Origin of the sequence: Gracilibacillus dipsosauri, from assembly GCF_003176895.1 — a bacterium.
Lineage (GTDB): Bacteria > Bacillota > Bacilli > Bacillales > Amphibacillaceae > Gracilibacillus > Gracilibacillus dipsosauri.
In genome coordinates this window covers 171,062-184,314 of the sequence record NZ_QGTD01000008.1, presented here as the reverse complement: position 1 = coordinate 184,314, position 13,253 = coordinate 171,062, and the positions used below count along the sequence as shown (strand labels likewise).

Annotated in this window: 15 protein-coding genes and 1 other annotated feature; of the genes, 2 read left to right on the top strand and 13 right to left on the bottom strand. The window is 37.8% G+C overall.

The genetic code is table 11. The annotated features are described in order from the left end of the window. Positions 1–69 precede the first annotated feature (69 nt). From safA to nadB, 4 genes are all read right to left on the bottom strand, one after another. Positions 70–1,065: a SafA/ExsA family spore coat assembly protein gene (gene safA / locus DLJ74_RS20915; RefSeq protein WP_109984066.1), complete on the bottom strand. Its 996-nt coding sequence runs from the start codon at positions 1,063–1,065 to the stop codon at positions 70–72. Between the two features lie 155 nt (positions 1,066–1,220). Continuing rightward, complete coding sequence (nadA, locus tag DLJ74_RS07865) at positions 1,221–2,318, bottom strand: quinolinate synthase NadA (RefSeq protein ID WP_109984065.1); 1,098 nt, start codon at positions 2,316–2,318, stop codon at positions 1,221–1,223. 2 nt (positions 2,319–2,320) lie between these two features. Continuing rightward, positions 2,321–3,157 (bottom strand): carboxylating nicotinate-nucleotide diphosphorylase, encoded by an 837-nt coding sequence (gene nadC, locus DLJ74_RS07860; RefSeq protein WP_109984064.1) that lies wholly within the window; start codon positions 3,155–3,157, stop codon positions 2,321–2,323. Between the two features lie 8 nt (positions 3,158–3,165). After that, complete coding sequence (gene nadB, locus DLJ74_RS07855) at positions 3,166–4,743, bottom strand: L-aspartate oxidase (protein ID WP_109984063.1); 1,578 nt, start codon at positions 4,741–4,743, stop codon at positions 3,166–3,168. 104 nt (positions 4,744–4,847) lie between these two features. Here nadB and DLJ74_RS07850 point away from each other — a divergent pair, with 104 nt between their 5' ends. Both DLJ74_RS07850 and DLJ74_RS07845 read left to right on the top strand, forming a co-directional pair. Next, complete coding sequence (locus DLJ74_RS07850) at positions 4,848–5,993, top strand: IscS subfamily cysteine desulfurase (protein ID WP_109984062.1); 1,146 nt, start codon at positions 4,848–4,850, stop codon at positions 5,991–5,993. A 5-nt stretch (positions 5,994–5,998) separates the two neighbouring features. Continuing rightward, complete coding sequence (locus tag DLJ74_RS07845; RefSeq protein ID WP_109984061.1) at positions 5,999–6,529, top strand: transcription repressor NadR; 531 nt, start codon at positions 5,999–6,001, stop codon at positions 6,527–6,529. A 67-nt stretch (positions 6,530–6,596) separates the two neighbouring features. Here the strand turns inward: DLJ74_RS07845 and DLJ74_RS07840 are convergent, their stop codons facing one another. The 9 genes from DLJ74_RS07840 to DLJ74_RS07800 form a co-directional block, all read right to left on the bottom strand. Next, complete coding sequence (locus tag DLJ74_RS07840; protein ID WP_109984060.1) at positions 6,597–7,169, bottom strand: DUF6241 domain-containing protein; 573 nt, start codon at positions 7,167–7,169, stop codon at positions 6,597–6,599. 81 nt (positions 7,170–7,250) lie between these two features. Next, complete coding sequence (gene pheA / locus DLJ74_RS07835) at positions 7,251–8,132, bottom strand: prephenate dehydratase (RefSeq protein ID WP_054787813.1); 882 nt, start codon at positions 8,130–8,132, stop codon at positions 7,251–7,253. A gap of 19 nt (positions 8,133–8,151) precedes the next feature. After that, positions 8,152–8,604 (bottom strand): ACT domain-containing protein, encoded by a 453-nt coding sequence (locus DLJ74_RS07830; protein ID WP_054859171.1) that lies wholly within the window; start codon positions 8,602–8,604, stop codon positions 8,152–8,154. Between the two features lie 47 nt (positions 8,605–8,651). After that, complete coding sequence (obgE, locus tag DLJ74_RS07825; protein ID WP_109984059.1) at positions 8,652–9,932, bottom strand: GTPase ObgE; 1,281 nt, start codon at positions 9,930–9,932, stop codon at positions 8,652–8,654. Between the two features lie 20 nt (positions 9,933–9,952). Beyond that, positions 9,953–10,468 carry a Spo0B domain-containing protein gene (locus tag DLJ74_RS07820; RefSeq protein ID WP_109984058.1) on the bottom strand — a complete coding sequence of 172 codons (516 nt, stop codon included), beginning with the start codon at positions 10,466–10,468 and terminating at the stop codon, positions 9,953–9,955. A 276-nt stretch (positions 10,469–10,744) separates the two neighbouring features. Continuing rightward, positions 10,745–11,023, bottom strand: a complete 279-nt coding sequence (gene rpmA, locus DLJ74_RS07815) for a 50S ribosomal protein L27 (RefSeq protein ID WP_054859168.1) — start codon at positions 11,021–11,023, stop codon at positions 10,745–10,747. Positions 11,024–11,038: 15 nt separating this feature from the next. Further along, positions 11,039–11,362 (bottom strand): ribosomal-processing cysteine protease Prp, encoded by a 324-nt coding sequence (locus tag DLJ74_RS07810; protein WP_054787816.1) that lies wholly within the window; start codon positions 11,360–11,362, stop codon positions 11,039–11,041. 12 nt (positions 11,363–11,374) lie between these two features. Continuing rightward, positions 11,375–11,683, bottom strand: coding sequence for a 50S ribosomal protein L21 (gene rplU / locus DLJ74_RS07805; RefSeq protein ID WP_054787817.1), 309 nt, complete (start codon positions 11,681–11,683; stop codon positions 11,375–11,377). 14 nt (positions 11,684–11,697) lie between these two features. Continuing rightward, positions 11,698–11,772, bottom strand: a sequence feature (ribosomal protein L21 leader region). 35 nt (positions 11,773–11,807) lie between these two features. Further along, the gene (locus DLJ74_RS07800; RefSeq protein WP_109984057.1) at positions 11,808–13,241 is read right to left on the bottom strand and encodes a ribonuclease E/G; all 1,434 of its coding nucleotides are present in this window, start codon (positions 13,239–13,241) and stop codon (positions 11,808–11,810) included. Between the last annotated feature and the right edge of the window lie 12 nt (positions 13,242–13,253).

Below are 13,253 nucleotides of genomic sequence, written 5' to 3'. Positions count from 1 at the left end.
ATAAAGTATGCGTATTATAGTTGGAAGGAATAGTAAAAAGGTGATTCCTTTAGAATCACCTTTGAAAAATTATCCCTCTCGGTTCCCACAGCCACAATCCTTCTTATGATATCCGTAAGGCTGAGCTTGCGGATAATGAGGTGTATTTTGACCGTATTGTGGCATCATTGGTTGGGGCATACCATATTGTGGGGACATTTGCTGATTATTTGGCATGCCATACATCGGCATCATTTGCTGTTCTGACATAACCTGGTCTTGTTGTGGCATTTGTCCTTGTTGCATATTAGGTTGTTGCATTGGTTGCCAGTGAGGCATTTGTTGTTCCCATTGTCCCCATTGACCTTGATTCATACCATTGTTTGGTTGCCATGTTTGCTGATTGGAGGCAGGCATTTGTGTCTGTTGTCCCATAACTTGCCCGCCAAAATGATCAGGAAACGGATGATTTTGCATTGGGCCCATGTTACCAAAACCGTAAGGAATTCCATCTTGAGAAACACATGGGGCATGACAAGGATGATGTGGCATTGGCATGTGATGATGATGTGGTGGCATCATCGGTTGCTGCATTTCTGGTTTGGGCATTTCCTGTGCTCCTGCCACTTGATCTTTGACAGGTAGAAATTGATTAATATTTGTTTCCATCACATCTTTATTAAATTGTGTCCATTTCAAGTCCACATCAGGACCTGGTGTTGGTTGTATTGGCATTAATGGCTGTTGTTTCTCCTTCGGTGCAGGTTGTTGCTTATTAAAATGAATTGGCAATGAAGGCATCTCCTTTTTTAATGGCTCCCATTTCTGTTCCTCATCCTCTTTAATCTCCGGTAAAATTTGATTTTGTGGCTGAGGAGCTGGTTTTACTTCTTGCTTATCCTTTTTTGACGGGGCAGTTTGCTGCTTTTTATCCCCAGTTGTAGGGACTTTTATTTTCATTCCAGGCATGATCATATCAGGATTCGATATTTGCTGGTTAGCTGCTATCAATTCTTCAAAATCCACCCCGTATTTTTGCGCAATCTTCCAAAGAGTTTCATTTTCTTGCACAACGTGAATTTTCAATGCTAATACTCCTTTCCCATTATTAAGTATAAATAGGCGTTTATCTCGAGCTTTCGGTCTTCTTTAACAACATATGCAATTAGCCTAAAATGTTGAATGAAATGAAAAAGATATCTTGCAAAAAATACAAGATATCTACTATATTCATAATCATTTTATGAAAGGATAAGCATACGATTAAGAGCTTTCTTTGCTTCTTTTGCAATTTGCTTATCTACTTTAATTTGATTTTGAGAATTCTCTTTTTCTATCTGCTCTAATGACCATAACAAATGTGGTAAGTCAATTCGATTCATCGTAAGACATGGACACATATATGGGTTTAAGGAAATAATTTTTTTATCAGGATGTTGTTGAATAATTCGATTGACGAGGTTCATCTCTGTTCCAATTGCCCATTCCGTTCCAGCCTCTGCCATCTCGATTGTTTCAATTATATATTTTGTCGAACCTGCTAGATCAGATAATTGAACGACCTCATGCTTACATTCTGGATGTACAATTATGTTCATATTGGGGTGATTCTTTCGAACATTTTCAATATTTTTTATGGTAAAGTTCTCATGGACGGAGCAATGTCCTTTCCAGAGAATAACTCGAATTCTACCTACTTCTCCTCTGAATTCAAGCTTTCGATTAATGGGGTCCCATACTGCCATTTCATCAAGTGGGATACCCAGATCATAAGCCGTATTCCTACCTAAATGCTGATCTGGTAAAAACAATAACCTTTCCTTTTGCGTTAATGCCCATCTCACCATTTTTCTCGCATTTGATGAAGTAACAGTAGCACCATCATGCTTTCCCACAAAAGCTTTGATTGCAGCAGTAGAGTTGACATATGTTAAAGGTAAAATCGTATCACCAAAAATTCCCTGCAATGTCTCCCACGCTTCCTTTGTTTGGACATCATCTGCCATATCTGCCATCGAGCAGCCAGCTCGCATATCTGGTAACAGTACCTGTTGATTCTCCTCTGTTAGGATGTCTGCTGTCTCTGCCATAAAATGAACTCCACAAAACACGATATTCGTTGCAGCTTGTTTGGCTGAAATTTGAGCTAGTTGCAAAGAATCACCAGTCGCATCAGCAAACTGAATCACTTCATCCTTTTGATAGTGATGCCCTGGAATAAATAAATCGTTTCCAAGTCTTTTTTTTATTTGTTTAATTCTTTCTTCCATTTCCTCTGATGATAATTGTTTATATTCTTCTGGTAATTGGTTCTCCGTAAACAGTGTTGCTATACTCAAGCTTATTCCTCCTCCATTTGGAAACTAATATCTAATGCCTTTGCAGATTGCGTTATAAATCCTAACGAAATATAATCAACGCCTGTATCGTAATAGGAACGTATATTATCAATCGTTATATTTCCAGAGGCTTCGGTAAGGATAGACTTTGGTATTTTACCAATAAGCGTTTTAATCAAAGCTGGTTCCATATTATCGAGCATAATAATATCGGGCTTAGCTAAAATTGCCTCTTCAAGCTGGCGTTCTGTTTCCACTTCTACTTCAATTTTCATCATATGTCCAAGCTTCTCTCTAACTTGTTTAATTGCTTTTTTAATCGAACCAGCTGCAACAATATGATTATCCTTGATCATCACGCCATCATAAAGACCAAAGCGATGATTCACCCCACCACCACAGGTAACGGCATATTTTTCCAGCATTCTTAATCCTGGTGTAGTTTTTCGAGTATCACATACTTGAATAGCTGGATTATTCAATTCATGTACAACTTGATTCGTAATAGTCGCAATGCCACACATTCGTTGAATAAGATTAAGGATGACTCTCTCCCCAGACAATAAAGCAATCGGATTACCTGTGATGGTCGCAATGGTGTCCCCACGATCTAACGGCTCGCCATCTTCCTTCCAACATTCAACCTTAATTTCAGAATCTAGAAGATGATAGGCCTCCAATAATATATCGGATCCTGCGAAAATGCCTCCTTCCTTTGCTATAAAAGCCCCTCGTTTTATTTGACCATTGTCAAATAAAAACGCTGTTGATGGATCGCCACTACCGATATCCTCCTCCAGAAAATCCTCTAATTTCTTCCTTAAACTCCATTTATTCATTAGCATAATCACCTTTCAATAGCTTGATTTGACACATTTATATTTGCTTTTTGTTGAAATGTACGGATAATTCTACGATTTCCCCATTGCTCATCATTTTTACTAGGATAGTCTGATCGATAATGTGCTCCTCTGCTTTCCTTTCGTTCGATGGCTGATGATGCGATCAACCAAGCAACCGTCGTCATATGAAGCTGTTCTATTTGTTTTTTAGAATAAAATTTATCTGTGATAGAAGAGATATGGTGAACTTGGTAAGAACGGAGCCATTCTAATATTTTCTTGAGCCCTTTTTCTTCACGCTCTATCCCTACATATTTCATCATTTTAGCCTGTATCTCTGCGATTGTCGGTAAATCAATACATTCTCTTGTACTCGGATTATAGGAACGGGATGCTTGAATGATTGACGTGGTTTCTTCTTTCTTTATTAACCAATCAGCTAGCCGATTGGCAAACACTATACACTCTAATAGTGAGTTACTCGCAAGTCTGTTTGCCCCATGCACACGAGTAGATGCAGTCTCTCCAACGGCATACAGCCCAGGGACAGTGGTTTCCCCCTTTAAGTTTGTTTGAATACCTCCCATTAAAAAGTGCGCACCTGGTATGACAGGAATATAACCACTTTTCCAGTTTATGTTCATCTCTTCACATAATGAGCTAATTTGTGGAAAGCGTTCACTAAAATGTTCAATCATATCAATTTTTAAATAAACCTGATTTCCTAGACCCTCTTCTGTAACCATTGCTCTTGTAACGACATCTCTAGGCGCAAGATCTAAATCTTTGTGATATTTCGCCATGAAAGGAATATCGTTTTGGTCAACTAGAATCGCCCCTTCCCCACGTACTGCTTCTGAGATTAGAAAGTGATGACCCTTCGAATTTTGCTTTAACATAGTTGGATGAAATTGAATGAACTCGATATCTTCAATCCTAGCCCCCGCCTTATAAGCAATAGCTATACCATCTCCTGTAACTGTCCGATCATTGGAGGTTGTTTCAAACAATGCACCACAACCACCTGTTGCTAAAATGAGATGGTCGCAATAATAGGAGTGGTAGTGATCACGATTGTCTATCGTGTTTATTCCCTTACATCTCCCCTCCCACATGATACATTCGACAGCCATTTCATTTTCAATGATCATGATATTTTTTCTCAGCTTTTCCTGTAGATAGCTTACTAAGTATTTTCCTGACTGGTCACCACCCACATGAAGTATTCGGCGTTTTTGATGAGCTCCTTCTCTTCCTAAAAGTATTTTTCCATATTGGTCTTTGTCAAATGGGAAACCTGCATGAATCCACTCCTTTATCCGTTCTGTCCCCTCTTTTGTTAGTACCTCAACTGCTGAGGGATCATTATACTGAACACCTGCCTTCATTGTATCTTGACGATGAATTTCTGCTGAATCATTGGTATCGATTGCCGCCGCAACTCCACCTTGTGCTTTAAGTGAATTATTCTGTTGGATTGACTCTTTTGTAATAATGACAACCTCTTTTTCTTTATAAAGTCTGTCTGCTAGTACAAATGCCGCTAACCCTGCTCCAACTATTATCACTCTTTGTTTTGTCATAATTCCACCTTGCTTTACAGTTGTCTTTACAGATATATTTACATATAATGTGATAGAAGGCAAGACTTTTTTGGATTAAATTTTTCTATAGGGGAGATTAAAACTTGATTTATTGTGATTATGCAGCAACAACACCGATGTCGGAACAAGCATTAACTATGTATCAAACAGTTGCTAGAAAATATTATGGAAATGCTAGCAGCTTACATGACACCGGTTCAAAAGCACAGGACATTTTAGAGCAAGCACGAAATATTTTAGCACGAAGTCTAGGAGTAGATGCTAGTAGACTATTTTTTACAAGTGGTGGAACCGAGAGTAATATTTTGGCTATTGATACGATTCTTCGATCTGCTCCTCCACACGAGAAAAAGCATATCATTACTTCGACGGTCGAGCATAGTTCTATTTATTATTATTTAAAGCAAATGGATAGAAGCGAGATGATTGATGTTACGTTTCTAGCCTGTCCAAACAATGGAAGCATTGATATGAATGAGTTAGCTCGATCAATTCAATCTAATACTTGCCTTGTTTCCATACAACACGTCAATAGTGAGACAGGGATTCAACAACCTATTGAAGAAATCGGGAAACTGTTAAGAACAAGGAATATCGCTTTTCATAGTGATTTTGTTCAATCTTTTGGTAAAATAAAGATAGATCTTAGGCAATTACCTGTTGATGCTATCTCGATATCCAGTCATAAGATTTACGGCCCAAAAGGGGTGGGAGCTGTTTATTTTCATCCAAACATTTTTCTCAAGCCACATCCAATTTCTACAAACCATGAGAAAGGCATTCGTCCTGGAACAGTAGATGTTGCTAGCATTGCGGCTTTCGTCACGGCAGTTGAAGAAATGAATCATCATCTAGATCAACATTTTTATTACTTAAAAAATATTCAACACACCTTTATCGACCAGATTCGCCATAACAAAACAGGATTAACACCCATTTTCGTAGGAGAATCGATGCATTGTCCAAGTATTGTAGGCTGTATATCAGATCATACACAAGGTGATTATTTAATGTTAGAATACAATCGTTTCGAAATTGCCATCTCTACAGGTAGTGCGTGTGGGTTAGGTCAATCTGGTATACCAAGATCGATTCAACCGTTTATTCAGGATGAGGAAGAAGGAAGACGTTTTATTCGATTTTCCTTTAGCCATTTAACAACAGAGGAAGACCTTGAGATGATTATCCGTGTATCAAAACAAATAGGGGAAAAATTCGTGGAGGTATAAGTACTATGAGTAAAAAATTAATCGGAGAAGATCGTCGAAAACAGATTCTCCAATGGCTTCGCCAAGCAGATAGGCCAACTACTGGCTCAGCATTAGCAGATCGGGCGAATGTAAGTCGACAAGTGATTGTCCAAGACATCACCTTACTGAAGGCACAGAATCACCCGATCATGGCAACAAGTAATGGCTATTTGTATGTACAAGCTCAAGATAATCGCAACAGAACTGAAAAAGTGATAGCATGTAATCATCGCCCTGACCAAACCAGAGATGAGTTATATACCATTGTGGACCATGGAGCAATGGTTAAAAATGTAGTGATTGAACATCCAATCTACGGAGATTTAGAAGCATCACTTATGATAAGTAACAGAGCGGAAGTGGATCAATTTATTGAAAAAATAGCAGAAAAGAAAGCTCCCTATCTCCTAGAGCTAACAGATGGTGTACACAACCACACGATAACCGCCGATCAGGAATGGAAGTTAGAAGGGGCTTATCAAGCATTAAAAGAAAAAGGTTATATCGTCCATTAAGTTGACAAAAATTAATAAGCTCCTTCCCCTGGGGAAATGGAGCTTTTTTTACTACGTAGCTATATAATTACTGATTCTCGTAGCTTTCCAAAAAGGCTTGTTCTTCTTCTTGAGAATATACACCTGTAGCTTTTCCAATCGTACCTCCCTGAAGCTTCCAAATAGTATTATGATGGACATCCGCTTCAGCAAAATTACCTTGTTGCCATTGATTTAAAATATTCAAATATGTTTGCTTATGGTTTAAATCACTGGATTGAACTCCTTCTAATAACCAGCTGATTCGTTCATCTGTTATTCGATAGAAACCCCATTTTTCATTTGCAATGACTTTCTGATGAGCCATTTGATGAATATAATCTTGTACATAAGCATCAGTTAATTGGTCCAGTTCATATGGATCTCCAAACGGATTCAACTTGTCTGTATCTTCCTTATTTTTAAATTTCTCATCAGATAATTCTACAATTTCTTTCTCTTCTTGTTGTTCTGAAGTGTTATCATCCTTTGTTTCATCCGATTTTACTACTTCTTTAGAATCACTAAAATCCATATAAATTAATACTGTAAAAAATACGATAATAACAACTAAGCCGGTAAGTAGGATTCCCAGTGTCCATTTAAAGATAGAATTCCACAATTTAACATACCTCCTTGGTCCTATTATAACAATATACTCGATCCTTTAGAAGAATATTTCACATAGAAAAACACTTGCTTATTAAACAGCAAGTGTTACACCGTTTCCGCTATGCAAATAGTATGGGTAACTACCTAATACATTTACTGTACATCCTAACGACTCTATTTCAGCAATGGCATTTGGTATGAGTACGTTATCCATCTTTTGTTCTATATCAATTAAGAAATAATAATTACCTAATCCTGTTTTCATCGGTCTTGATTCTATTTTGGAGAGATTTAAATTTCTCCAAGCAAATGCAGATAAAACTTGATGTAACGCACCTGGCCTGTCAGAAGGTAATGCAACTGTTATCGTTGTTTTATAACCTTTTTCTTCAAGCTTATTGGAAGTAAGAGCTGTTTCTTGCTTATGAAGAACAATAAAACGTGTATGGTTATTTTCAAAATCATGGATATCCTTTTCTACGATGGAAAGCCCATATTCCTTTGCTGCTAAATGATTAGCAATCGCTGCACTAATTTCCTTTGGATGATTACTAACATACTCCGCAGCGGCACCTGTAGAAGTCATGGACTGTGCCTCTAGATGAGAGAATTGATTACGCAAGAACCTGTGACATTGCGCAATTGCATGTGGATGAGAATAAATTGCCGTTACTTCTTTCCATTTAGCCACATTGCTAGGATGTACCATGATATGCTGCCTTATCGGAACAATGACTTCACTAACGATTTTAATATTTTCTGTTTGTATAATATTATCTAACGTGAGGTTGACTGTCCCTTCAATCGTATTTTCTAAAGGGACAACTGCATATGAGACTTCGTTTTTCTCTATTGCATCAATACATGCTGGAATTGTCTTGTATCCTTTTTTGATTTCTCCATTAAACATGGAGTCTACTGCGATTTTAGAAAAAGTTCCCTTAGGTCCTAAATACCCGATAGTTGTTGCCATGAAAACTGCTCCTCCTATATTATGAAACACCTGAACTTAATATTTCTACCTGATTTACAAATTCCTGTTGTTTTAAGTCATGGATAAGCTCATCAAGCTCTCTTATCATTCCATTCGTGTTCAAGGATAATGTTACATTTGCCTTTCCTTGAATCGGTATGGTTTGATGAATCGTTAAAATGTTACAGCCTGCACCTGCAACGATCGATAACAGATGGGATAATGCACCAGTTTGGTCTTCTAAATGAAAAAATAACGTAATCATCTGCTCCTTCACCATATGCTGAAAAGGAAAAACTGCATCCCGATATTTATAAAAAACGCTTCTAGATAGTCCTACACTTTTAGTTGCTTCATGGATGGAATCCACTTTCTTGACTTCTAACAGCTTCTTTGCCTCTAAGGTCTTTTTCATTCCTTCTGGCAAAAAATCTTCGCGAACTAAATAAAATTTTTCTTTTTTCGAAGCCATCCGTTCATTCCCCTTTGTACTAGACCGTACAGCATATATCTTGTCTATTATTCCATAAACTCAAATTCATAATCAAGTAAACGAACTGTATCACCGTCTTCTGCGCCTCGTTGACGCAATGCTTCATCAACCCCCATGCCTCTGAGTTGTCTCGAGAAACGTTGAATCGATTCTTCACGTGTCATATCCGTCATCTTAAACAATTTTTCAATCTTTTCACCTAACAAAACATATGCTCCATCAGGGTCTCTTGTAATTTGAAACCCTTTGTCCTCTTTTTCAAATCGATAAATAACTCGATCCTCTTTTTCTTCAATGGGCTGATAATTTTTTGGGATTTCATCCAATTTATTGGCTACTGCAAAAAGGAGTTCACGGATTCCTTCCTTTGTCACAGTCGAGATTGGAAAAACTGGATAATCCTCTTCTAATTGTTCCTTAAATAGGGCTAGTTGATCTTCTGCTTCAGGTAGATCCATTTTATTTGCTGCAATAATCTGTGGGCGTTCAAGTAATGTAGGATCATATTGTTCAAGCTCTTGATTGATTGTCTTGTAATCTTGATATGGGTCTCTACCTTCAGTACCAGCCATATCAATTACATGTAAAATGACTCTCGTTCTTTCTACATGACGAAGAAATTGATGACCAAGACCGACACCTTCATGAGCTCCTTCAATCAAGCCCGGTAAATCCGCTAAAACAAAGCTCCTCTGATCCGCTGTATCGACAACACCTAGATTAGGGGATAATGTAGTAAAATGATAATCAGCAATTTTAGGTTTTGCCGCACTCACTACAGAAAGCAATGTTGATTTACCTACACTTGGAAAACCAACTAAGCCAACGTCTGCTATTAATTTTAATTCAATTTGGATATCGCGCTCCACACCGGGCTCGCCATTTTCAGCAATTTCTGGTGCTGGGTTTTTTGCAGTTGCAAAGCGAATATTTCCACGTCCACCGCGTCCACCCTTTGCTATTACAGCTCTTTGCTTATGTTCTATTAAATCTGCTATCACAACACCTGTTCTTACATCTCTTACTGTCGTTCCTGGTGGCACACTTAACACTAATGGTTCTGCATTTTTACCATGCATCCCTTTACCCATTCCATTTTCGCCACGTCTCGCCTTAAAATGCTTTTGATAACGAAAATCCATCAGGGTATTCAAGCCTTCGTCCACCTCAAAAATGATGTCACCACCATCTCCACCATCTCCACCAGCTGGTCCACCCATTGGAACATATATTTCCCGACGAAAGGCTACAATTCCATTTCCACCGTCACCTGCTTTTACATAGACCTTGACCTGATCAACAAACATATTGCAACACCTACTTTAATTTATACTATCCACTTGATGATTATCTCGTTCTTCACGATCTCTACAGACATAATAAATGGTAACTGTTTGATTTTACTCGGTAAACTAGCTACATGATGCCAATCACCAGACACTTGAATGATTACTTGTAAAGAGTTAGATTTTATATCGTAAAAATTGATTGTTGCATGATACTCCTGATATTCTTTCTGTGAATCTTCAAGTAATACAAAAAGAGTTTCTAACTCATCACATAGGAGGGTATCAGATGCTTCTACATTGTCCTCTACATGGATTTTATAAGTTAGATTTAAATTATTCGTGAACCAATTTTTTTGTAAAATCCATAACATAGACTTTGGAAGGTTGAGATGGTCTAATTTACGTTCTTCTGCTGCTTTTTCCACCATTTCCTTCATTTTGGCTTCTACCTTATCTAGTTTACCCAATTGTAAATATCCATTAACTAATTGTAAATCATTTAAGCTATCATGACGATAATGTCGCAAAAGCTCAACCACTTCCGAATCTTTCATCGCTCTCACCCCATATACAATAAGCAAATTATAGCATAGTTATAAAAGAAAAGCGAAAGCAAGGATAGGAAGCTGGTTAAGGACTCAGCCTAAAAATATCATCGTCTGGTCGTTCAAATATTAGAAAAACTACGCATTCGCTCGTCTTTTGGAGAATGCCTAGTTTTTCTTATACTTGGTACCTTAAAATCTCCGCTACGTCGAACTTCTGCTAGATTTTATACTTTCCTAACGTACAAAAAAGGCTCTAATCCTAAGATCAGAGCCTTCCTTTTATTATGCAGGGTATACACTTACTTTTTTACGATCACGGCCGTAGCGTTCGAATTTAACTACACCATCTGTTTTTGCATATAGTGTATCATCTCCACCACGTCCAACATTTACACCTGGGTAAATTTTTGTTCCACGTTGGCGATATAGAATAGAACCACCTGAAACAAACTGACCGTCCGCACGTTTAGCACCTAAACGTTTAGATTCAGAATCACGACCGTTTTTTGTACTACCTACACCTTTTTTAGATGCGAAAAATTGTAGATCTAGACGTAACATATCGGTTGCACCTCCTTATTTTTCAGAGATGGATATAAATTGTCCATAATCCTGCTCCACGGTTTCGAGAGATACAAGCATTCCTTCGAATAACAGAGAAGCATTCTCGTCCTCTTGATTATCAGGTATGGTTACCTCAAGAAATCCGCCTTCATCGCCGGCTTGGTCAATTAATAGATCCATTTCACATAGTGATAAAACCGCATTAACAGCACCAATGGAAATGGCCGATACAGCGGCACAAACTAAATCATGCCCATAAGGTCCACTTCCAGCATGCCCTTTTATCATAAAAGACTTTATATGACCTGCTTTACGCTTAATTGTCACTTCAATCATTAGGAAAGATCCTTATGCATTGATTTTTTCAATCGTCAATTTTGTGTATGGTTGACGGTGACCTTGCTTGCGTGAATAGTTTTTCTTTGGTTTGAACTTGATCACAGTAATTTTCTTTTGACGACCTTGCTTCTCCACTTTCGCAGTTACAGAAGCACCGTCCACAAATGGAGTGCCGAATTTAGCTTCATCTCCACCTACGGCAAGTACCTTGTCAAAAGTTACCGTTTCACCAGCTTCAGCAGCTAACTTCTCTACGTAAATTACTTGACCTTCTTCTACTTTAACTTGTTTACCACCAGTTTCAATAATTGCGTACACAATATGCACCTCCTCATATAACTAAGACTCGCCATACAGGTGCTCTAAATGGAGCTTACTAAACCTGTTCTGCGCGGTTGTAGCAACAGGTGCTACAAAGACAACGAAACGATCATACCATATTCTATAGAATTTTGTCAATGGTTAAATCGGGATGCTGCACTATATATTCATCCATTAGCTGGTTGCTTCCAGAGCGAAGAATATCATAGCCTTTTATGGTTGAATCCTTTATTATAAATATATTTAGCTGAATCTGCTTCTCTAATATAGCACTTGAATATTTTTGAAAAAGGTCGAGTAATGATGGGTTTCCTTTTAACAAGACCACTTCTGCGTTGGTGCGATTCAATTGATATAATTCTCGTTCCAACTGGTAACAAATGGATTCAAGATTGTACTCCCAAGCTACTATTGATGACTTATTCGTTAATTGTTGTAATAGACTAACATTTTCTCTTTTTCTTGTCATTTCTAGTAGTCCAAGCTTGGTAAATCCCATCACTTCCGTCCGAACAGGATATTGAGCGAATGCCCTTTTTAATGACTGATGGATTTTTTCTTGCTCGTCTTTTCTTTTCATTTTCAAAAAGTCTATCAAAATAATCCCAGATATGTTCCGTTTATTAATTTCTGCTGCAATGGCTGGTACAGCTTTTTGATTTATTTGAAATAAAGTGGCCTGTTTATTTTGTCTGCTACGGTATTGACTGCTATCAATATCTATCACCGTCAATCCCTCTGTCTGTTCAATGGTGAGTACAATACCCTCCTTCATTTGAACGACTGGTGATGTTAGTTGCTTCAGTATTTGATCAATGGTCGCTCCTTCTAGCAACGGAAGGGAAGGTAAATACTCCATTTTATCTTTATCATGAGGATAGCGAGTCATCATTTCCTTCATCTTTATGAGCTCATCGAAATATATCCTATCAATTGGATAACTCTGATATTGATTTAACATGTGACTTGGTATCAATTGATCACGATACAAAACAATAGGTGCCTTTTTATTTTTGGTCGAATGAAGAAGCTCCTGAAAGGATGCCCTTAATTGTTCCAATTCATGAATTAATTCGCTATCCGTCTTTTGGGCACTATTCGTACGAATGATTAGACCCTCTTTTTTACGTAATTGTGGTTTCAATACATTTTCCATTCGTTTTCGAGTATCTCCATCAAGCTTTTTGGAGAAAGCCAAATAATCTCCATAAGGGAGAAAAACTATATTGGAGCCACCAATCGTAATATTAGCCGTCAGCTTTGCTCCTTTGTTTTGATATGGTTCCTTTACGATCTGTACAATGATAGCAGATCCTTCTACTATCGATTGATCGAAAGGATACTCGCTTTTTGGTAAAAAGCCGACCTGATCTGCTCCAATATCAACAAATGCCGCCTCGATTGAATGGTCTACATTACGAATTTTCCCTAGAAAAATGGAACCGACCCGACAAGCATCTGTCGGGCGATCTATTGTTATATCCTTTATTTTATCATCCTGCATGAGGATGCCGATTTTTTCTGATAATCTTGTATGAAAATAGAGCTTATTCATATGTAACCTCTT